Annotated in this window: 16 protein-coding genes and 1 pseudogene; 12 read left to right on the top strand and 5 right to left on the bottom strand. The window is 64.7% G+C overall.

All coding sequences use genetic code 11. From position 1 onward, the window contains the following. Positions 1 to 493: 493 nt before the first annotated feature. Together HLH29_RS07685 and HLH29_RS07690 are read right to left on the bottom strand one after the other, a co-directional pair. On the bottom strand, positions 494 to 979 hold the full coding sequence (locus tag HLH29_RS07685) for a plasmid pRiA4b ORF-3 family protein (RefSeq protein ID WP_182965706.1): 486 nt from the start codon (positions 977 to 979) through the stop codon (positions 494 to 496). A gap of 126 nt (positions 980 to 1,105) precedes the next feature. Continuing rightward, a pseudogene (locus tag HLH29_RS07690) lies at positions 1,106 to 1,325 on the bottom strand (IS66 family transposase); the annotation flags it as partial. A 239-nt stretch (positions 1,326 to 1,564) separates the two neighbouring features. Here HLH29_RS07690 and HLH29_RS07695 point away from each other — a divergent pair. From HLH29_RS07695 to HLH29_RS07710, 4 genes are all read left to right on the top strand, one after another. Beyond that, complete coding sequence (locus HLH29_RS07695) at positions 1,565 to 3,376, top strand: M3 family oligoendopeptidase (RefSeq protein WP_246374004.1); 1,812 nt, start codon at positions 1,565 to 1,567, stop codon at positions 3,374 to 3,376. 34 nt (positions 3,377 to 3,410) lie between these two features. Then, positions 3,411 to 4,736, top strand: coding sequence for an ABC1 kinase family protein (locus tag HLH29_RS07700; RefSeq protein ID WP_182965686.1), 1,326 nt, complete (start codon positions 3,411 to 3,413; stop codon positions 4,734 to 4,736). Positions 4,737 to 5,065: 329 nt separating this feature from the next. Further along, positions 5,066 to 7,198 carry a putative bifunctional diguanylate cyclase/phosphodiesterase gene (locus HLH29_RS07705; protein ID WP_182965472.1) on the top strand — a complete coding sequence of 711 codons (2,133 nt, stop codon included), beginning with the start codon at positions 5,066 to 5,068 and terminating at the stop codon, positions 7,196 to 7,198. Between the two features lie 85 nt (positions 7,199 to 7,283). After that, entirely contained in the window at positions 7,284 to 9,782 is a 2,499-nt protein-coding gene (locus HLH29_RS07710) for an ATP-binding protein (protein ID WP_182965474.1), read from the top strand. 63 nt (positions 9,783 to 9,845) lie between these two features. Here the strand turns inward: HLH29_RS07710 and HLH29_RS07715 are convergent, their stop codons facing one another. Together HLH29_RS07715 and HLH29_RS07720 are read right to left on the bottom strand one after the other, a co-directional pair. Continuing rightward, positions 9,846 to 10,820 carry a crotonase/enoyl-CoA hydratase family protein gene (locus HLH29_RS07715; RefSeq protein WP_182965476.1) on the bottom strand — a complete coding sequence of 325 codons (975 nt, stop codon included), beginning with the start codon at positions 10,818 to 10,820 and terminating at the stop codon, positions 9,846 to 9,848. Positions 10,821 to 11,065: 245 nt separating this feature from the next. Continuing rightward, positions 11,066 to 11,869, bottom strand: coding sequence for a DNA polymerase III subunit epsilon (locus HLH29_RS07720; protein ID WP_182965478.1), 804 nt, complete (start codon positions 11,867 to 11,869; stop codon positions 11,066 to 11,068). 120 nt (positions 11,870 to 11,989) lie between these two features. Here HLH29_RS07720 and uvrB point away from each other — a divergent pair, with 120 nt between their 5' ends. The 8 genes from uvrB (at position 11,990) to HLH29_RS07760 (ending at position 20,213) form a co-directional block, all read left to right on the top strand. After that, complete coding sequence (gene uvrB, locus HLH29_RS07725; protein WP_182965480.1) at positions 11,990 to 14,224, top strand: excinuclease ABC subunit UvrB; 2,235 nt, start codon at positions 11,990 to 11,992, stop codon at positions 14,222 to 14,224. 27 nt (positions 14,225 to 14,251) lie between these two features. Beyond that, positions 14,252 to 15,139 (top strand): aldose 1-epimerase, encoded by an 888-nt coding sequence (locus HLH29_RS07730; RefSeq protein WP_182965482.1) that lies wholly within the window; start codon positions 14,252 to 14,254, stop codon positions 15,137 to 15,139. A 15-nt stretch (positions 15,140 to 15,154) separates the two neighbouring features. Then, entirely contained in the window at positions 15,155 to 15,703 is a 549-nt protein-coding gene (gene greB / locus HLH29_RS07735; protein WP_182965484.1) for a transcription elongation factor GreB, read from the top strand. 91 nt (positions 15,704 to 15,794) lie between these two features. After that, complete coding sequence (gene gshB / locus HLH29_RS07740) at positions 15,795 to 16,790, top strand: glutathione synthase (protein WP_182965486.1); 996 nt, start codon at positions 15,795 to 15,797, stop codon at positions 16,788 to 16,790. A gap of 114 nt (positions 16,791 to 16,904) precedes the next feature. After that, positions 16,905 to 17,633 carry a class I SAM-dependent methyltransferase gene (locus HLH29_RS07745; protein WP_182965488.1) on the top strand — a complete coding sequence of 243 codons (729 nt, stop codon included), beginning with the start codon at positions 16,905 to 16,907 and terminating at the stop codon, positions 17,631 to 17,633. 218 nt (positions 17,634 to 17,851) lie between these two features. Next, on the top strand, positions 17,852 to 19,117 hold the full coding sequence (locus tag HLH29_RS07750; protein WP_338030201.1) for a cbb3-type cytochrome c oxidase subunit I: 1,266 nt from the start codon (positions 17,852 to 17,854) through the stop codon (positions 19,115 to 19,117). Then, positions 19,114 to 20,064 carry a heme o synthase gene (locus tag HLH29_RS07755; protein WP_182965492.1) on the top strand — a complete coding sequence of 317 codons (951 nt, stop codon included), beginning with the start codon at positions 19,114 to 19,116 and terminating at the stop codon, positions 20,062 to 20,064. The genes HLH29_RS07750 and HLH29_RS07755 overlap by 4 nt, the downstream gene beginning before the upstream one ends. Positions 20,065 to 20,075: 11 nt before the next feature. Beyond that, on the top strand, positions 20,076 to 20,213 hold the full coding sequence (locus HLH29_RS07760) for a hypothetical protein (protein ID WP_182965494.1): 138 nt from the start codon (positions 20,076 to 20,078) through the stop codon (positions 20,211 to 20,213). 34 nt (positions 20,214 to 20,247) lie between these two features. Here the strand turns inward: HLH29_RS07760 and HLH29_RS07765 are convergent, their stop codons facing one another. Further along, complete coding sequence (locus HLH29_RS07765; RefSeq protein WP_182965496.1) at positions 20,248 to 21,675, bottom strand: transposase; 1,428 nt, start codon at positions 21,673 to 21,675, stop codon at positions 20,248 to 20,250. Between the last annotated feature and the right edge of the window lie 94 nt (positions 21,676 to 21,769).

Consider the following 21,769-nt stretch of genomic DNA (forward strand, 5'->3'; position numbering starts at 1 on the left):
TATCGTCCGCCGCAGGTCTTTCGGCGGCGTCTTGCCCCGCGGACGCACCGCTTCGATCAGTGGCTCCCAAACCGCCCACGCTTCGTCGGTGAAAATCTGTGTCGCATTGCTGTCTGTCATTCCCCATATATAGGAATAAACTGCAAGATCTGACAGGCCCTAGCTGATGAATTTTGGCATGACTTTTGACTGACAAAGAAAGATGTGCATCTCGGGAATCAAGATCTTCGGGCCATAAGCCGACGTTACTCCAATCCCTCCGAACGTTTGAACGCATTATCGCTTCCCGTTCTGTTGATAGCATATTCACCTCCATCTGACTGAAGTAATACGCTTCGAAACAATTGCGATCATAATGTCTCACTAACTGGATCAGTGCGAACCTATTTAAGAGCCTGTTTGGAAAATTTGATCTGGTGTGATTCAAGCTCTGGATGTGGACGCCAGAGCAGAGGGCCCGGATGGCCGTAACCATCCGGCGAGAACAGCGGAATCAGTTCTTTTTGGCTGTTACCTTGGATAGCCTTTTGCGCGCGGCGTTTCTGCGGTTGGCAATACGGCTCAGGGCGATCCTGATGGGTAATTCGTCAATATCCTCGGGATCCCACTCCTTGAGGAATTCTCTGGCTTCCGCGTGATTTGGGTGCTTGGGGTCATTACGGGCTTCCAGCAGATGGTAGAATCCCGGAATGCCGCCACAATCTTCCGGTGGACCAGCATTTTCACCGGCAATATACCGCGGGTAGCTTTCGCCGATTTCGGCCTGGCGGATGTCATTGAGGACCAGCCGGTGACGCCAGCCATCGCCAAAATCGTATTTATAGACGAGCTCGATGCCGGTTTTCTTGCGCAGGAGGTTGCGCAACCGGGTTTTGGTCGCGTCGCGCCGCGGCGGCTCGCGCCAGTCGTCCAGATTAGGAGGGCCATAGGATTGCTCGCCCAGCGCAAAAGCCCACAGATGGCAACCGAACCAGCCCATGGTCGCCTGGATGACGTCGTGCAGCGTTTTGGAGTGTCAGCGACGTCGGCACCTCGAGCGCCCGCCAGATCAGCGGCGTGCTGTCTTCGAGCTCGATATGCAAGGAGGCGAGTTCGTTGAAACTGTCGGCCGCTTGCTGGCCGCCGCGGTCGGATCCGGCGAACAGCCACGCCTTGCGGCCGATCGCAATTCCGCGCAGGGCGCGTTCGGCGGCATTGTTCGTGAGGCAGATCCGGCCGTCCTCGAGGAAACGGGTGAATGTCTCTGCGCGTCGCAGCATATAGGCCATGGCCTGGGCGACAGGCGCCTTCGCTGACATCCGCGCACAGGACTGCCGCATCCAGTCGACCGACCCGGCCACCATCGTGGCGGCCGTGAGCGGCCGGTTACTGAAAATCGGGGTGACCTCTGTCGAGACCGTTGCGTATGTTCGGGGCTGGAAATGTGAAAGATAGATACAAGATCGCTAGCGGCGACATGGATGAGACAGTCTGTTAGATGTCAGGGCAGGATTGCCCCGTATGAGGGTGCCGGGGACGATGGAGGAGCGTACCGATGCCAAATCAGACTCTCGGCTCTGGCCCGATGGGTTGTTGCCATCCGCGACAGGCCGCGGATGGCGGTGCGCCGGCGGGTGCGGTCCGCGACCTGCCGCGCTGGGACCTGCGGGATCTGTATGAAAGCCCCGAATCGGATGTGCTGCGCACCGATCTGGAGCAGGCCGAATCCGACGCCGCCGCCTTTGCCGCCGCCTGGAAGGGGCGGTTGGCCGGGGCTGCGCCTGGCGAAGTGGCGGAGGCGATCGGGGAGTATCAGCGGATCGACGAGGTGCTGGGGCGGGCGGCGTCCTATGCGCAATTGCTGTTTGCCGGCGATTCGTCCGATGCCGGGATCGGGCGGTTCTCGCAATCGATCAATGAGCGACTGACGGATATTTCCAGCCATCTGCTGTTCTTCACCCTGGAATTGAACCGAATCGGGGACGAGGACCTGTCCGCCCGTCTGGCTGACCCGGCGCTGGCGGTGTGGGCGCCGTTCCTGCGTGACCTTCGGGTTTTCCGTCCGCATCAGTTGAGTGATGAGATCGAGCAGGTCCTGCACGAGAAATCGGTGACGGGGGCCTCGGCCTGGAGCCGTCTGTTCGACGAGACGATGGCCGGGCTGCGTATTCCGCTGGATGGGCGGGATTTGACGGTGGGAGAGGCGCTGAACCGGCTGTCGGACCAGGATCGCGGGGTGCGCGAGCGGGCGGCGAAGGCCATCGGCAGCGTGTTCGGCGGCAATATCAAGCTGTTCTCGCTGATCACCAACACGCTGGCCAAGGACAAGGCGATTACCGATGGGCTGCGGCATTATCCGCGCCCGGGGTCCTACCGCAATCGCAGCAACATGGTGGAGGACGAGGTCGTCGACGCGCTGGTGCAGGCGGTGACGGAGGATTATCCGCGCCTGTCGCATCGCTATTACGCGATGAAGGCGCGCTGGCTGGGGCTGGAGAAGCTGGAACATTGGGACCGCAATGCCCCGTTGCCGGCGGCGGACGAGCGGACCATTCCGTGGGATGAAGCCACGCAGCAGGTGCTGGCGGCCTATGAAGGGTTCGACCCGCGGATGGGCGCGGTGGCGCGGCGGTTCTTCGACAATCCGTGGATCGATGCGCCCCCGGTGCCGGGCAAGGCGTCAGGCGCGTTCGCGCACCCCACCGTGCCGTCGGTCCACCCGTATCTGCTGCTGAATTATCATGGCCGCACCCGTGATGTGATGACGCTGGCGCATGAGCTGGGCCACGGGGTGCATCAGGTGCTGGCGGCGCCGCAGGGCTATCTGATGTCGGGCACGCCGCTGACGCTGGCCGAGACGGCCAGCGTGTTCGGCGAGATGCTGACCTTCCGCGCGCTGCTGGATGCCGAGACCGATCCGGCGCGGCGGCGGCTGATGCTGGCGGCCAAGGTCGAGGACATGCTGAACACGGTCGTGCGCCAGATCGCGTTCTACCGGTTCGAGACGCTGGTGCATGACGAGCGGAAATCGGGCGAATTGCTGCCCGAACGGATCGGCGCCATCTGGCGGCAGGTGCAGACGGAGAGCCTGGGGCCGGCCTTCAACTTTACGCCGGATTATGACGTGTACTGGACCTATGTCCCGCACTTCATCCATTCTCCGTTCTATGTCTATGCGTATGCGTTCGGGGATTGCCTGGTGAATGCGCTGTATGGCGTGTTCACCTCTGGCCATGTGGGGTTCCAGGACAAATATCTGGACATGCTGCGGGCAGGCGGCACGATGCGGCACCGCGAATTGCTGGCGCCGTTTGGGCTGGACGCGGCCGATCCCGGTTTCTGGCGCAAGGGGCTGGACGTGATCGCCGGATTTATTGACGAACTGGAGCGTGCCTGACGTGGCGGACGAACGGGATCTCGACAATACCGGCATGTTCGGCGAGCTGCGCCGGATGGTGCGGACGTCGGGCGCGGTCGGCGGCATCGCCGCGCGCATTGCAGGCCACAAGATGGGGCTGCGTACTGATCACGCCACCCATGCCGGTGACCTGAAATCGGTGCTGGGCGGCCTGAAGGGGCCGCTGATGAAGGGCGCGCAGCTTCTCTCCACCATTCCCGGTGCGCTGCCGGACGAATATGCGGCGGAACTGGCGCAGCTTCAGGCCAATGCGCCGCCGATGGGGTGGAGCTTCGTGCGCCGACGCATGAGCACCGAACTGGGGCGCGACTGGGAGCGGCGCTTCCGCTCGTTCGAGCATGAGGCCGCTGCGGCCGCCAGCCTGGGGCAGGTGCATCGGGCCGTGCTGCCGGACGGGCGCCGGGTGGCGTGCAAGCTGCAATATCCGGACATGCAGGCGACGGTGGATTCCGACCTGCGGCAGTTCCGCATGGCGGTGGGGCTCTATTACCGCATCGACAGCACGATCAAGCAGGATGACGTGCTGGTGGAGCTGACGGCCCGCCTGCAGGAAGAACTGGACTATCTGCGCGAGGCGGCGAACCTGCGGCTGTACAATCTGATGCTGGCCGAGTGTCCGGATGTCAGCGTGCCGATGCCAGTCGAGGATCTGACGACGCGGCGGCTGCTGGTGATGGACTGGCTGGACGGCAGGGGCGTGCAATCGGTGCTGGATACCGACCCCGCGCAGGAGCAGCGCGATTCCATGGCGCGCGCGCTGTTCCATGCCTGGTACGTGCCGCTCTATCGTAACGGCGTGATCCATGGCGACCCGCATATGGGCAATTTCACGGTACGGTCGGATTATGGGCTGAACCTGCTGGATCTTGGCGCGATCCGCATCTTCCCGGCCCGTTTCGTGCAGGGGATCATCGACCTGTATCGCGCGCTGGAGACCAATGACGAGGATCTGGCCTATCACGCCTATCAGGCCTGGGGCTTTGTCAACATGTCGCGCGAGACCATGCGCGTGCTGAACGAGTGGGCGCGCTTTGTCTACGAACCGCTGATGCAGGACCGCGTGCGCGCGATCCAGGAGAATGACGACCCGCAATATGGCCGGGCGGTGGCCGAGCGGGTGTATGCCGGCCTGAAACAGACCGGGGGCGTGCGGCCGCCGCGTGAGTTCGTGCTGGTGGATCGCTCCGCGATCGGTCTGGGCAGCGTGTTCCTGCGGCTGGGGGCGAAGCTGAACTGGTATCGGCTGTTCCAGGAGCTGATTGCCGATTTCGATGCGGCGAAACTGGCGGCGCGGCAGGAAGAGGTCCTGCGGCAGGCGCGGGTGCCTCCCACGGCCTGAGACGCTTTTTCAGCATATCTTAACCCTGCTCGATCGAACATGGCCAAGCCTTCCGACGGAGGGCGGGGCGGCTGTGCCTGGTCCGTGTCATGTGCGATCGCGGAGAATCGGGCAGAGACTGTTTCCCAGAAGCGGTTTGTTTCTCAAAACCATGCGATATCGTGCTATCGTGAGCGCCTCGACGGTCCCGAAAGGGGAGGGGAAAGCGGGATAGGGGCGAACCGATCGGGAAGATGCCATGTCCGCCTGCCTCGTTCCGATGGTCGTGGCGGCGAAGCGTGTCTGGCCGGGTGGAATCGGTCCTCTTGATCTTTCTGTTCGAGGTTTGAATGCGACTCGTAGTCATTGTCGACGACCGTTCGACCAATCGGACCATCTTCGCCCGGCTGGCGGTGACCCTCGGGACCGACATTCGGGTTGAAAGCTTCGCGACGCCGCAGGAGGCGCTGGACTGGTTCGGGACATCGCCGGTGCCCGATCTGATCATTACCGACTACAAGATGCCCAGGATGGACGGCGCGGCCTTTACCGCCCGCATCCGCGCGCTCGACTGGGGATATGACGTGCCGATCGTGGTCGTCACGGCCTATGAGGACCGCAATTACCGGATCAGTGCCCTTGATGCCGGCGCGACCGATTTTCTGCTCAGTCCGGTCGATCATACCGAATTCCTGACGCGTGCCCGTAACCTGTTGCAGTTGAGCTGGTACCAGAAGCGGGTGCGTTCGCGCGCCGTGCAACTGGAAGAAGAGCTGATCAGCAGTCGCCAGGCGCATGACGATCTGCTGCGCGGCAGCCGCGACCGGCTGCTGCAGGTGATCGATACTGTTCCCGCCATGATCAGCGCGACGGATATCGACGGAAACTATATCTTCGTTAACAAGTTTCACGAGAGCGTCCTCGGGGGGCAGTCGCGCACGGTCGATGCGGCGTCATTGACGCTGGACCGGCAGGTCCTGGAGGGCGGGGTGCCCACGGCCCGTTACGAGGAAACCATTGTCGATCGGCATGGCGTGACATGGAGTCTCCTGACATCGAAGATTCCGTTTTATGACGATGCGAACGGCAAACATTATGTATTGACCACGTCTCTTGATATAACGGACCGTAAGAAATCCGAAAAGGAGCTGCACAGTCTTGCATATTACGATCAGCTGACGGGCCTTCCCAATCGATCCAATCTTGAAAGACATACGCAGACGCTTTTGCTGCGGGGTGATGATCGGCCATTTGCTTTTTTTCTTCTGGATCTCGATCGGTTTAAAAGTGTCAACGATACGCAGGGTCATACGGTCGGGGACCAGTTGCTGCGCCAGGTTGCGGTACGGCTGACATCGGTTTTGCCCCGTAACTGCTTTGTCGCCCGTCTGGGTGGTGACGAATTCGCGATTGTCCATGATATCAGGCGTATGGACGATGCCGGCGAACTGGCCGAGCAGATCATTGCGATCTTTGCGCGCCCGTTCATGCTGGGCGACCTGGCGGTGAATGTCGGCGTCAGCGTCGGGATCGCATTGAATTCCGACCCGGCCCTCACATTCGAGACGATGCTGAAACGCGCCGATCTTGCGATGTACCGCGCGAAGAACGAGGGGCGGCATCGATATACCTTCTTCGAAACGGCGATGGAGCAGGCCGTCTCTGTCGCGGCCGATCTGGAGCAGGCGCTGCGCCAGGCGATCGAGAGTGGTGCGTTCACGCTGCACTATCAGCCCGAGATCGACCTGGCATCCGGCCTGGTGACAGGGGTCGAAGCGTTGATCCGGTGGGTGCGGCCGCAGGGGGAACTTGTCTATCCCGGCCATTTCCTGCCGCTGGCGGAGGAAACCGGCCTGATCGTGCCGATGACGGTCTGGTCGTTGCGCGAGGCCTGTCGTCAGGGAGCGGCATGGGTGCGGGAGGGCATCCCTATCCGTATGGCGGTCAACCTGTCCGGCATGTTGTTCCGTTATCATGACGTCCAGCAGATGGTGCTGGATGCCATCACCGAAAGCGGCCTGGACCCGGGTTTCCTGGAACTGGAACTGACCGAGACGGCATTGATCGAAAATCCGGAAAAGGCGGGACGACAACTGGTGGCGTTGCAGCAGATGGGCGTGTCTGTCGCGATCGACGATTTCGGGACCGGCTATGCCTCTCTCGTCTATCTGACCACATTGCCGATCCACAGGCTGAAGATCGACGCGGTTTTCGTCCGGGAAATCGATTCCTCGTCCAGCAGCCAGGCGATCATCAAGGCGATCATCGCTCTGGGCAACAATTTGAATATCCCGGTGATTGCGGAAGGTATCGAACGGGAAGACCAGTTGTACTGGTTGAAGGCGCAGGGATGCCACCAGGCCCAGGGTTTCCTGTTCAGCCGTCCTGTTCCGCCTGACCAGTTCCGTCACCTGGTGCGAAGTGGGGCCTTGAGCGTGTCGGATGGTCCGACCCCATCGGCCGAACGACCTTCCGGGAAGTGAGATATGGTGAGTCATATGCTCATTCCCTGGTTGCGGGGTGGTCGGGCCGTCCGTGTTCCGGACACTGAAGGCAGGGTGGGTCGACGTGCGTAACCTGCTGGCGCTCATGCGGCGGGGTGGCGACGGCGAGCACCAGATTGTCCTGAACCGGCTGGCGATCGCCGTCATCATTCTGATCTATGTCGTCGGACTCTTTCTGTGTGGCGGTTTCGAGGACAGGGATCAGTTCATCTGGTCGGTTGTATGTGCCGTCCTTTATCTGGCGGGCGGCGTGGCTATTGCCGCCGCCCTGGTTGCGTGGCCGCGTCCCTCTCCGGCGCGGCGGATCGTCCAGATGATATGGGACATCGGTTTTCTGTCGTTTGGCATGTATCTCGACGGGGTCGCGGTCATCCCGTTCTATCCGCTCTATCTGTGGGCAATCCTCGGATACGGGTTTCGTTTTGGCCTGCCTTATATTACGGGTGCCGCCTTTCTGGCCGCCGGGGGGTTCATGCTGGCGGTGCATGCGCTGCCCGTATGGCGGGATGCCGGTCACCTGCTGGCCGGTCTGACGCTTGGTCTGCTGGTTGTCCCGCTTTATTCGGCGTCACTGATCCGCTTCCTGTCCAATCTCAGGCGACGCGCGGAAGAAGCCAATCGGGCAAAGACGATGTTTCTGGCCAGCGTCAGTCACGAACTGCGCACACCGCTGAATGCCGTGATCGGCATGACGCGCCTGCTGAACGACACGGCGCTGGATGCCGAGCAGCGCGAGATGCTGCAGACGGTGCGCGTCGCGGGGACCTCGCTTCTGGGGATGGTCGAGGGGTTGCTGGATTTCGCGCGGATCGAGAACGGGCGCATGCCGGTACAGGCACAGCCGGTCGACCTGATGGCCCTGCTGAACGCGGTCCGGCGCATTGCGGGGGTGTCGGCGGGGGAAAAGGGCCTGCTTCTGGCCTGTCATGTCACCGCCCGTACGCCGCTATGGCTGATCGGGGATGAAAAGCACCTGCGGGATGTCTTGCTGAACCTGGTCGGCAATGCGGTCAAGTTCACCGCGCAGGGGCATGTGACCATCCGGGTCGATGCCCTGCCCGCCGGAAGCGGTGGGCAGGCCCGTCTGGCAATTGAGGTTGTGGATACCGGTATCGGCATCTCGCAGGCTGCGTTGGAACGGATTTTCGACCCGTTTACCCAGGCGGATGCAACCGTGATCGACCGGTTCGGCGGGTCTGGACTGGGACTGGCAATCTGCCGCCAGCTGGTCACGCTGATGGGGGGCGAGATCGGAGTCCGCAGCCGGGAGGGGCATGGCAGTACGTTCCGTGTGACCTTGCCGCTGAGGATCGGGACGGCACCGGGCGGCGAAACCGGGACGGGGCTGCCGCCTGTGCTGCTGTGGGCGCGCCAGCCTGATCGTTATCAGGCGCTGACGGCCCGTTTGACGGCCCTGGGGGCGCGGCTCGCCACTGTTTCACCCGATGAGGGCGTATCGGATGTTCTGGAGCGGCTGGAGCATCCGTACGTTGTGTTGACCGACATGCCGGACGAGATGCTGCCTTTGCCGGCCGACCTGCCGGTGGTGCTTCTGCAGCCGTCAGGCGTGGAGGGATCGCTGGCCGAAACGGTGCGGCGCGAGAGTGTATCGATGCTTCCCGCCGATGCGGACGATGGGTGGATTGGGACGGCGCTGACCGTCGCCGCGGCCTTTTTGCCCGTTCCCCAGGGAGATCCGTCCGATTCGGATGCGGGCGGGCCCGACATGTCTACCGGCCGTTCGCTCTCGATCCTGGTGGTCGAGGATAATATCGTGAACCGGAAGATCCTGTGCAGGCTGCTTTCCCGGATCGGGCATCGCTGGCAGGCGGTGGCGAACGGCGAGGAAGCCCTGGATATCCTGCAGGAGATGCCATTCGATCTGGTCCTGATGGACCTGAACATGCCGGTCATGAACGGGATCGAGGCGACGAAACTTCATCGGTTTTCCGAGGTCGGGGGCGGGAGAGGGATTCCGATCGTCGCGTTGACGGCTGACGGGACGCCCGAGACCCAGAAGCGGTGTCGGGAGGCGGGGATGGATGCGTTCCTGCTCAAGCCGGTGGCGCTGGAGGCCCTGGCGCAGGCGATCGAGGCGCTGGTGCCTGCTGAGGCGGGTATCCGACATTCATGCGATCGTCCGTCCGGCGGCGATGACCGCCCTAGGCGGGTGGACGCGACCGTGGTGGTGCCCTTTCCTGTCCCCACCATCAATCGCAGGCTGGTGCAGGATCTGCTCGACCTGGGCGGCGAGCGCTTCCGCGCCGAAGTCATTGGCGATTTTCTGCTGGACGCCGCGGAGATCGTCATGCGGATGGATCACGCGGTGAAAGATGGGGATCGGTCGCGCCTGCTGGACGAAGCGCATGCGTTGCGCAGCGCCGCCGCCAATGTCGGAGCGGAGCGTCTGGCGGCCTTATGTCATGAATGGCGGGGCATCCCCCATATGAACGGGCAGGAAAGGGCGCGGGCCCATCAGGAGGCGATCTGGCTGGAGATGAACGCGGTGGAGGACGCATTGCGGCCTTATACGGTCGTGCCGTTTGCGGACCGTTCATCCTAGAGGCTGCCCGGAGCGTTTTCAAAGGGCGGGTGCCTGATGAGAACGCTCCGGTATCCTGTTCGGTTAGCTGGCGACGCTTTCCGGTCGCGGTGCGCCTATGCGCCGGTTCTGGGCGTTGACCAGCCGCATCATCTTGCGCAGGTCGGCTTCGGTGAGTCTTAGCGCGGCCTCCACCCAGATATCGGTAATGTCGCGCAGTTCCTGATGGCTGATCGGATTGACCAGGCGCTTGATGCGTTGGATCGCGTCATGCGCGTTATGACGCCTGTCGATCCGGGCCAGATGTTCGCAGACGGCAGATTCGCCTTCACCCGTTTCGGCGACAGCGTCGACGATCCCCATCTCGTGCAATTCCGTCGCCGTGTAGGTCTGGCCGCTGAGGATGATCTTTTCGGCCATGCGGGGATTGAGGCGCCGCGACAGGAGCGTGTATGCGCCCATGCCGGGGAACAGGTTGAACAGGATTTCCGGCAGGCCGAACTTGGCGTGCTTTTCGGCAATGATGACGTCGCACGACAAGGCGGCTTCGAACCCGCCGCCGAGTGCGTCGCCTTGCACCAGCGCGACGGTGGTCAGGCAATGGCCGTAACCGTCGGCGTTGGCGAAGACCACGTCGACGCAATGATAGGCATAACGGCGCAGGCCGTCCCGGTCGCCCTGCATGATTTTCTCGGCGAACAAGGAGAGGTCACCGCCGAGATTGAAGATGCCCGGAACCCGTGACCCCACGACGATATGCCGGAACGGCAGGGCGCCATCCGTTTGCTGGGCCAGGTGGTGGATGTTCTGCTGCACGGTGTGCAGATCGCGCAGCAGGGGGGGAGAAAAGCTGGGGCGCCCGCCGGGCCGCATGAAGGTCCACAATGTCTGCGCGGCCTGATCGAGCCGGATGTCCACGGTGGGCAGGCTGTCCAGCGTGGGCGATGATGTCTGGCCGAAGACCGCGTGGTGCGGGTCGCGCGCGTTGTCCGGCGCCAGATGGGCCGGGTTGAAGGGCAAGGCAGGCGCGACGGCTCGAAGGCTGGATTTCAGTGACATGACACTCTCCTTTTCTGAACCGGGCAGACGCCTTCATGCCTGTCGGATGCGGGCGTTTCGGTTCGCGCTGGAGCGTAGCTGCCGGTCGCGTGTCATGGCGATCATCAAATCCAGGCCTTCCGTTTCTTGCAGAAGCAGGAAGGGGGCCGGTTCAGGCATAATGAATATTGCCGATGGATTATTCTGTCCTGGCGTCGTTTGTTGGCTGTTTCGGGCCTGGATGGCTAGCGGAACTTTGATCGTCTTCAGCCTGGGGGAAAAGGCAGGGACGGTTGGCGCGTGAGGGCAGGGATGCCGTCCGGCATGGCGCGTCGGGCGCGTTCGAGGCGCAGGGTAAAGGCCAGGTCGGGACCGGGCGGGTGGGGGGCCGCCAGCAATCGGTCCAGATCGTCGGTGGCCAGGCCCCGGATGCGCCGCCCGCGCAGGGGGCCGTGGGGCACCTTCACCAGCAATGCCGGCTGGCGCGACCATTGCAGCAAATCCTCGATCGAGGCCAGCGCCAGCATGTCGCGCAGATGGTGGGCCGTCACATAGGCGTCGGGGCCGGCGCGGTGGGCGGGGTTGCCCAGATGCGTCTCCAGCCCGGCCGGACGGCGGGAATAGCGCAGCCCCTGGTTGGAGTGGCCGGGCTCGTCCGGCCACAGGCGCAGCGCGCATTTATAGGTGCAGATCCATCCGGTGCCGGCCATCAGCGTGGGCGGCAGGTGGGCGCGCAGCCAGCCCTGCTCGAAGCTGGCGCGATGGGCGGCGAAGGCTAGCGGGCGGGCCGGTGGGCGCAGGATGTCGGGTGCGATGGTGGCGATGGACGGCGCGTCGCGCACGTCCTGGTCGGTGATGTGGTGGATGGAAGTGGTCCAGGGCGCGATCGGGCCGCCGGGGTGGGTCAGCCGTGCGCGGGGGCTGTCCGCCAGTTGCCAGCCGTCCGGGGCGTGGGCCACGTCCTGCCAGCCGATTTCGACGATTCCGCCACGTGTGGCGTCGCGGTCGCTGGTTTCCAGGTCGATGACGCGGACATAGGGTGCGGATTGGGGGGACAGGGTGCCGTCCATCCAGCCAGTCTAGGGACAGGCCGTGCGAATCCCAAACCGATTCGGCACGCCCGGCGTGCGGGCTGGTGCGCGTATGACGGCTCTTGCGCTGGCGCCGCGCGATCCCCACAGTCCAGAACCATGTCCGCGCCCGCCCGCAAGAAGACCCGTCGTCCCGATCCCTCGGAAGAGATCGTGACCTTTCAACCCGAACGCCAGCCGGCGAAGGAGAAGACGCGGCGGCTGGTCATCCAGTCGCCCTATGAGCCGGCGGGCGACCAGCCGCGTGCCATTGCCGAACTGGTGGCCGGGGTGGGGGAGGGCGAGCGCGACCAGGTGCTGCTGGGCGTCACCGGATCGGGCAAGACCTTCACGATGGCCAAGATCATCGAGGCCACCCAGCGGCCGACCCTGATCCTGGCGCCGAACAAGACGCTGGCGGCCCAGCTCTATGGCGAGATGAAGCAGTTCTTCCCCGACAATGCGGTGGAATATTTCGTCAGCTACTACGATTACTACCAGCCGGAAGCCTATGTGCCGCGCTCGGATACGTATATCGAGAAAGACAGCCAGATCAACGAGCAGATCGACCGGATGCGCCATGCGGCCACCCAGGCGCTGCTGGAACGCAATGACGTCATCATCGTGGCCTCGGTATCGTGCATCTATGGTATCGGGTCGGTCGAGACCTATTCGCGCATGGTGGTACGGCTGGAGGCCGGGGGCGAGATCGACCGCGACAAGCTGGTCAAGGCGCTGGTCGAACTGCAATATCGGCGCAATGACGCGGCATTCCAGCGCGGGACCTTCCGTGTGCGGGGCGAAACGGTCGATATCTTTCCGGTGCAGAACGAGGACCGGGCCTGGCGGGTCTCGCTGTTCGGCGACGAGATCGACGCGATTACCGAGTTCGATCCGCTGACGGGCGACAAGACCGGCGACCTGCAGGAGGTCAGTGTCTACGCCAACAGCCATTACGTGACGCCGCGTCCGACGCTGACGCAGGCGGTGACCAGCATCAAGCACGAGCTGCGCCAGCGGCTGGCGGATTTTACGGCGGAGGGCAAGCTGCTGGAGGCCGAGCGGTTGCAGCAGCGCACCACGTTCGACCTGGAGATGATCGAGACCACGGGTGTGTGCAAGGGAATCGAGAATTATTCCCGCTATCTGTCCGGCCGCAAGGCGGGCGATCCGCCGCCGACCCTGTTCGAATACCTGCCCGAGGATGCGCTGCTGATCGTGGATGAAAGCCACGTGACCGTGCCGCAGATCGGCGGGATGGAGCGGGGGGATTTTGCGCGCAAGTCGATCCTGTCGGAATTCGGGTTCCGCCTGCCGTCATGCCTGGACAACCGGCCGTTGAAATTCGCGGAATGGGATACATTCCGGCCGATGACGATCTTCGTCAGCGCCACGCCGGGGCCGTGGGAGATGGGGCGTGTGGGCGGTGTGTTTGCCGAACAGGTGATCCGCCCCACCGGGCTGATCGACCCGGTGACCGAGATCCGCCCCGTGGAGCGGCAGGTGGACGATCTGCTGGCGGAGTGCCGCACCACGATTGCGGCGGGGGGCAGGGTGCTGGTCACGACCCTGACCAAGCGCATGGCCGAGGATCTGACCGATTACATGAACGAGGCGGGCATTCGCGTCCGCTACCTGCATTCCGACGTCGATACGCTGGAGCGGATCGAGATTATCCGCGACCTGCGCCTGGGGGCGTTCGACGTGCTGATCGGGATCAACCTGCTGCGCGAGGGGCTGGATATTCCCGAATGCTCGCTGGTGGCGATCCTGGATGCGGACAAGGAGGGTTTCCTGCGCTCGCGCACCTCGCTGATCCAGACCATCGGGCGGGCGGCGCGCAATATCGACGGTCGGGTGCTGCTGTACGCCGACACCATGACGGACAGTCTGCGCTATGCGATCGAGGAGACCGCGCGGCGGCGGGCGAAGCAGTCCGAATGGAACGTCGAGCACGGTATTACCCCGCAATCGGTCCGCAAGCATATCGGCGAGGCGCTGTCCTCGGTCTTCGAGCAGGATTACGTCACTGTGACGCCGACGAAGGCGGGGGAGGTGGCGGAATTCGTCGGCAAGGATCTGGGCAGCACCATCGCGGAGCTGGAAAAGCGAATGCGTGCGGCGGCGGCGGACCTGGAATTCGAAACCGCGGCGCGGCTGCGCGACGAGATCAAGCGGCTGGAGGCGCTGGATCTGGGGCTGGACCCGGTGCCGGTGCCGGTTTCGACCGCGGGTGTTGCCGGCAGCACCGGCCGGCCGTCGCGGCGCAAGGGGCAGGTGCCCGAGCCGCTGGGGCCGGGCGGGGGTGGCTACGACCCCGCCAAGGGGCGCGGTGGCCGTCGGCGGGGACGCTAGAGCTAACAGGGACGGGAAGAGAGACGGATGATCGAACTGAAGGCGGGGGCGGCCCGGCTGGGCCTGATTCCCGAACTGGGTGGCGCGGTCGCCTTCTGGAAAAGCGGGAAGGTCTGCGTGTTCGACGCCGTCAGCGATCCGAACCTGCTGGCACAGAAGGGGCGCAGGGTTGCGGCCTATCCGCTGGTGCCGTTCTCCAACCGCGTCGCGGACGGGCATTTTCGCTTCGACGGCGCGGAATACCGGATGAAGCCGAATTTTGCCGGCGAGCCCCATGTGATCCATGGCAATGGCTGGGAACATCCGTGGGAACTGGAATTGCTGTCCGACGACAGTGCCACGCTGCAACTGGAATGGCATCCGCCCTATGACCGACCCATGGATGAATGGCCGTTTGCCTATCGGGCGCAGGTCCGGTTCGATCTGCGCGAGGAGAGTCTGGCGGTGGGGATGGTGATCGAGAATATCGACCAGCGGCCGCAGCCGGTCGGGTTGGGGTTTCATCCCTATTTCCCCCGGCGCAGCGGCGTGAAGCTGGGATTTTCGGCTGATACGGTGTGGACGAATGACGAGCAGCATCTGCCGGCGCTGCGCGTGCCCGCCACGGGGGAATGGTCGTTCGAGCGGATGCGCGCCGTTGAAGGCGAGGCGATCGACAATTGCTATGCCGGTTGGGACGGTGCGGCCTTCCTGCGCTGGCCCGATGACGGGCTGGCGCTGACCATTTCGGCCAGTCCGACCTTTCGCCACCTTGTGCTGTTCACGCCGCCGGACCGGAATTTCATTGCGGTCGAGCCGGTGAGCAACATGAACGACGCGCTGAACCATACCGGCGTGACCGACCGGGGGATGACCATCCTGGCGCCGGGCGAGCGGCTGGAAGGGCACATCCATTTTGCGCTGACCGCGTGCTGAGGCACAATGCGGCCCATGACGCATGATGACGACGACGATGACGAAGCACGGCCCCGGGCCATAGATGGGGTGTCGCGCTACATTACCCCCACCGGCATGGATGCGACGCGGCGGGAACTGAGCGCCCTGCTGTATGAAGAGCGGCCGCGCATCGTCGAGATCGTGTCGTGGGCCGCCGGCAATGGCGACCGCTCGGAGAATGGCGATTACCTCTATGGCAAGAAGCGGCTGCGGGAGATCGACCGCCGGGTCCGCTTTCTGACCCGCCGCATCGAGAAGGCGATCGTGGTCGATCCGGCCGCGCAGACGCAGCGGAATCGGGTCTTCTTCGGGGCCACCGTGACCTATGTGACCGAGGAGGATCTGGAGCGGACGGTCGTGATCGTGGGGGTGGACGAGGCGGATCTGGCGGCGGGACAGGTCAGCCTGGCATCGCCCATCGCCCGGGCCCTGCTGGGCGGCCATGTGGGCGACGAAGTGCGGGTCCTGACGCCGGCTGGGGCCGAATTGATCGAGATTCTGGCGATTTCCTATCCCGAACCTGTCGGGGTGGATGCGCTATGAGGTTTTTCGCGGTCGAGAACTCGACTAAGAAGCAAGGGCCGGTGACAGATCGTGTCACCCCGGTATCGGATTGTACCCGGAGGTCGCGTTGATGTCCCGCTCGCTGAAAATTGCCGTGCAGATGGATCCCCTGTCGGGGATCGACATCAATGGCGATTCGACTTTTGCCCTGATGCTGGAGGCACAGGCGCGGGGGTACGATCTGTTCGTCTACCAGGTGCAGGGGCTGAGCCTGCGCGAGGGGCGCGTGGCCGGTGGGGCGCGGGCCGAGCGGCTGACGGCGCGTGCGCGGCCGGCGCGGGTCCGGCGGGTTGCGGGCGACCATGCCGAACTGGGCGAGGAGCAGGTGCTCGACCTGTCCGCGATGGATGTGATCCTGATGCGGCAGGACCCGCCTTTCGACATGGCCTATATCAGCGCCACGCACATGCTGGAGCATGTGCATGGCATCGGGCCGGGCAAGGCGCTGGTGGTCAACGATCCGGAATCGGTGCGCAACGCGCCCGAGAAACTGCTGGTCACCCATTTCCCGGACCTGATGCCGCCGACGCTGGTGACGTGGGACGTGCTGGCGATCCGCGAGTTCCGCGCCGAATGGCGCGATATCATCGTCAAGCCGCTGTTCGGCAATGGCGGGGCCGGCGTGTTCCGCATCCGCGAGGATGACGAGAACCTGAATTCGCTGCTGGAGATGCATTTCGCGCGTTCGCGCGAGCCGCTGATGATCCAGCGCTATGAGCCGGCGGTGCGCCGGGGGGACAAGCGCATCATCCTGGCCGACGGGGTGCCGATCGGCGCGATCAACCGCGTTCCGGCGCAGGGCGAGGCCCGGTCGAACATGCATGTGGGTGGCCGTGCCGTGAAGGTGGAACTGAGCCCCCGGGACCGCGAGATCTGCGAGGCGATCGGGCCGATGCTGCGCGAGAAGGGGCTGATCTTCGTGGGCATCGACGTGATCGGCGACTGGCTGACGGAGATCAATGTCACCTCGCCGACGGGCCTGCAGGAAATCGACCGTTTTGACGGCATCAATTCCGCCGGGCTGATCTGGGACTGCATCCTGCGGAGACTCGACGGTGGCGTGTAACCGGCGCCGGGATAGCGGACGAGAGAGAGGAGTGGGTGATTTGCGCTGTGCCACGGGGCTTTGCTCCACTATCCCCTTGAAGACAATCGCCCGGCAGGGCACAGAGGGTTCCCGATGAGCAACGTTCTTCAAGACGCGCCGGCCGAGGCGGATGCCGCCAGCCTGGCCTGCGCCCCGGCGCCGCGTTCGGCCCTCGATGCCGAGGCCGTCAAGGCCGCCTATCGCCGCTGGGCCGGTGTCTATGACACAGTGTTCGGCGGGGTTTCGGCCTTCGGGCGCAAGCGGGCGGTCGCCGCCGTGAACAGCCTGCCGGGCACGGCGGTGCTGGAGGTGGGCGTGGGCACCGGCCTGGCCCTGCCGCATTATCGCGCCGACAAGCGCATTACGGGCATCGACCTGTCAGGCGACATGCTGGATCGTGCGCGCCAGCGGGTGGCGCGGATGAACCTGCGCAATATCGACGCCCTGCTGGAAATGGATGCCGAGGATACGCGGTTCGCGGATGCGTCGTTCGACATCGCGGTGGCGATGTTCGTGGCCTCCGTCGTGCCCAATCCCCGCCGGCTGCTGGCGGAGCTGAAGCGCGTGGTGCGGCCGGGCGGGCATATCCTGTTCGTCAATCATTTCCTGGCCACCGGCGGCGTGCGGCTGGTGGTCGAGCGCGGGATGGCGCGGGCGTCGCATTCGCTGGGCTGGCACCCGGATTTCGCGATGGAAGCGCTGCTTCCGCCCGACGATCTGGCCCGCGCGACCATCCAGCCGGTGCCGCCGGCGGGGCTGTTCACGCTGGTGACGCTGCCGCGCCTGGCTACGGCGGCCCGGGTGGAGAAGCCCGCCGCCTGACGCTGCCCCGCCATGTCGGCATGGCCGGAATGCCGGCCATGCCGGGGACAGGGCCTGGTGGCTCTCGTCTTGGCGGCCAGGGTTCGGTAACATGATCACGATTTCGAGCACGGCCGCCCTGTGGCGGCCCATCGGCGCAGGAGAAGTGGCGTATGCCGGCAGAGAGGCAGGTCCGGATGAATGTCGCAACCGGCGGCTTCCTGACGCGGAGCGGTGGCGTGAGCGGTCATAAGGCGGTTGGAACGTTCTATCTGGTCATGGCGGTTCTGGCCGGTCTGGTCGGTGGCAGTCTGGCGCTGCCGCTGCGGGCGGGGCAGGCTGCCGGCGGCGCGTGGATGGCGATCGACCACGGTGCGCTGATGGTTCTGTTCTGCGCCCTGCCGGCGCTGGTCGGCGGGTTCGGCTCGTGGTTCGTGCCGCTGCTGCTGGGCGCGCCCGACATGGCATTCCGCCGCCTGAACCTGGCCTGCTGGGCCGGTATTGCCGCCAGTTTTGGGCTCGTCGTCGCCGGCGTGTCGACGGCGGGTGCGATGATGCTGTGGTGTGTGGCGATGCTGGGGCTGGCGATCAATATCGTCGCGACGGCGTTGAACATGCGGGGTCGTGGCGTGGGGCTGGGCGATATGCCGCTGTTCGTCTGGGCGCAGGTTCTGACGGCGATGATGATGGTGATCGTGCTGCCGGTGCTGGCGGCGGCGCTGACGCGGGGCCTGCTGGCCGGTGCGGCCGTCGATGTCGCGGCGCGGGCCCTGCGCGTGTTTTCGGGCCCGGAAGTCGGTCTGCTGCTGCTGCCGGCGGCTGGTGTGATCTGCCAGTTGGTCGAAACTTTCTCCGGTGTGGCGCTGTGCCTGCGTCGGCCGGTGCTGGGGGCGATGGTCGTGCTGTCGGTCGGCGGGGCATCTGTCTGGGTGCATGATCTGTTCGCGACCGGGTTGGCGGCGCAGCCTGCCGCGCGGCCGCTGGTCGAGCAGGCCGTCATGGCGCTGCCGATGCTGGTGCTGCTGGTGGCCTGGGGGCGGACGATCCTGGCCGGTCGGCCGGTTTTCCGTGTGCCGATGCTGTGGGCCGTTGCCTTCATGGCGATGTTGGTCGCCGCCCCCTTGCAGGCGTTGGCGGTCGGCGGGTCCGACGCGCATGCGCTGGTGCTGCCGGCGGCGCTGTTCGCCGCGTTCGGCGGTTTCTATTACTGGATCGGCAAGATGGCTGGCGGTGCCTATCCGGAAGGGGCTGGGCGTTTTCATGTGGCCCTGGCGGTTGGCGGGAGCATCGCGGGCTTGGTGCCCGGCGGTATGATGGCTGGGGTGGCGATGCAGGGCCTGTCGATGGTCGTCTTCGTTGCCGTGCTGGGTGTGGCGCTGCTGGGGCGTCGCCATGTTGCCGGGAATTACTGGGGGACGGGTGCCCGCACCCTGGAATGGACGCTGCCGTCGCCCGCGCCGCGTGATTCGTTCGCCGGCTTCATGGTGGGGGGAGCCGGGGCATGAGCGCCACCGCCACCGCCACCGCGCCGGAGGCGCCGCGTTTCGAGGCGGCGCTGGTCGGGACCGAGGCCCGCGACTGGTTCGCGCTGCTGAAGCCGCGCGTGATCTCGCTGGTAGTGTTTACCGGTGCCGCCGGTATGGCGATGGCGCCGGGGCATCTGAACCCGGTGATCGCGTGTGTTGCCATCCTGTGCATCTGCATGGCGTCGGGTGCGGCGGGTGCGATCAATATGTGGTACGATCGCGATATCGATGCGATCATGACCCGTACCGCGCGCCGCCCCATTCCTGATGGGCGTATTCGGCAGGATCAGGCGCTGGGGTTCGGGATTGGCCTGTCGGCGGCGTCCGTGCTGCTGATGTGGCTGGCGACGAATGCGCTGGCCGCGTTCATCCTGGCCTTTTCCATCTTCTTCTACGCCGTGATTTATACGATGTGGCTGAAGCGCTCGACGCCGCAGAACATCGTGATCGGCGGGGCGGCGGGTGCCTTTCCGCCCATGATCGGCTGGGCGGCGGCCACCGGGTCGCTGGATGTGATGCCGGTCGTGATGTTCGCGATCGTCTTTCTGTGGACGCCGCCGCATTTCTGGTCGTTGTCGCTCTATGCCTGCAAGGATTATGGCCGGGCCGGTATTCCGATGCTGCCGGTTGTGCGTGGGGCCCGGCATACGCGCTGGCAGATCCTGATCTATACGCTGATCCTCTCGGCGGTATCGCTGGTGCCGTCGGTGCTGCATCAGGCGGGGTGGTTGTATTCCGCCACCGCGCTGCTGCTGGATGCCGGATTCGTGGGCTGCGCGGTGCGTGTGCTGAGGGACCGGCAGGATGCGACCGGTGTCAGCCTGACGGGCGATGGCGCGGCGCGGCGGGCGTTCCGCTTCTCGCTGCTCTATCTGTTCCTGCTGTTCTGTGGCCTGCTGGCCGATCATTTCCTGATCATGGGCTGAGGAGGCCGGTGATGGAGCAACCGCTTGCCCTGACGCAAGACGAGGCCCGCGAATGCGTGCGCCGCCATCGCGGCCGGGTCCTTGGCGTGGCCTTTACCCTGCTGGGACTGGCGGCCGTGTTTTACGGTCTGGCGCTGGTCCGCATGTGACGGGCCGCCTGTCCGTGAAGGCGGGCAGGGATGGTCAGGGACTGGTTTTTTCGGCCGTGTCTGCTTTCAGATAGAGGAATGCCAGCGCCGCTTCGTCGTTGGGAAAATAGCCCCGCGCCTGGACAGCCCGGCCGAGCATCGCATTCAAGGCCTTGATGGCGTGTGTGGTGGCCAGGAGCATCCGGCCCCAGGGGCTCTCTGCCGCGAAGGCGGCTTTCCCGGCCAGGGCGGCGCGGTCCTTCAACGCCATGAAATCCGGTAGATGGTGCAGCAGATGGTCGATCGAGGGGTGGACCCGCGCCTGCGGAAAGGCCGTGCGGACGGCATCCGGAAAGCCGTCGGGCCCGTCGACCACGGCCATCAGAATATCTTCCACGCCCCGGCGCTTCAGTGAGTCCATGATATGGCGGCCCAGTGCGGCGCCCTCATGCCGTTCGATCCATAGGCCGAGAAGATCCGTGGTGCCGTCGAGGCGCATGCCCAGCACGATATGCACCGGCTTGTCGCGGATGATGCTGTCGTCGCGGATTTTTACCAGCAGCGTGTCGAAGAAGATCGCGGGATAGAGTGCGTTCAGCCGGCGGCGCCGCCAGGCGGTGAGCGCATCGCGAAGCGGGCCTGTCCGGCCGGTCGGTTCCGGCGCGGGCGCGTTTTTGTCGATTTCGGGAATATGATCCTGGAGTTCGCGGCTGCCGGGGAGCGGCGCATACATCGCGGCAATCCGTTCATCGACGCCGGGAACTGGCTGCGCGTTGTGGGCGGTGGATGTGGGGTCAAGGGCGTTCGCGAGGTCGGGTCGCGTGTCCGCCGCGATCTGGTCGGTGGTGGCCTGCGGCCTGTTGCCCGTGTGGTCGGTGGCCTGGCCGTTGAGGATGCGGGTGCCCGGGTCTTCTTTCAGGCCGGTATTGAGCAGACGCTCGATCAACGCCTTGTCCATATCGCTTGCCAAGGCCCAACTGTGGGGCGTGTCCGCGGTCGTGCGGTCGGTTTGCGCCTGCGTGTCGGTTCCTGGCATGCCGCCTGCCGGGTTGGTTCGATCGGGAGCCGACATCAGGGTGCGTTCATAGGCGCGTCCCCAGATTGCAGGATGGGTGGTTTCCCCGCTGATGGCCAGGGCGAGGGCGGCGGCGTCGGTGGCTGCGGGGAGTTGGTCTGCCGGAATGGGCAGGGCAGCGGGGTTTGTGGCGTTTTCGGGGTTGGGCGCGGGCGTGTCCGACAATGTGGGGGAAAGCAGCGCATCAGGGAGTGCCAATGGGCCGCCTGCCGCTTCGGCTGAGAGGATGGCCAGGGCTGTGATGGCTTCCGCCGACAGGGTGACGGTATCGCCGCCACCCGATGCCGAAGCGGGATCAGAGCCGCTGCCGCCATGGGGCGATGCGCCGGCGATCTTTGACGTGTCGCCCTCGGCACCCGGAAAGGAGAGGGGGACCGAGTCAGGCTGTATGGCGTCGATCCTGATCATCGGGCTGTTCCCTCGATGGATGGGGGTGTGATCAGGCTCCGTTTCAAGGATTAGAGAATCGTTAAATCATGCTGAAACGCCGCCCGGGACAGGA

Origin of the sequence: Gluconacetobacter tumulicola, from assembly GCF_014174215.1 — a bacterium.
GTDB lineage: Bacteria > Pseudomonadota > Alphaproteobacteria > Acetobacterales > Acetobacteraceae > Gluconacetobacter > Gluconacetobacter tumulicola.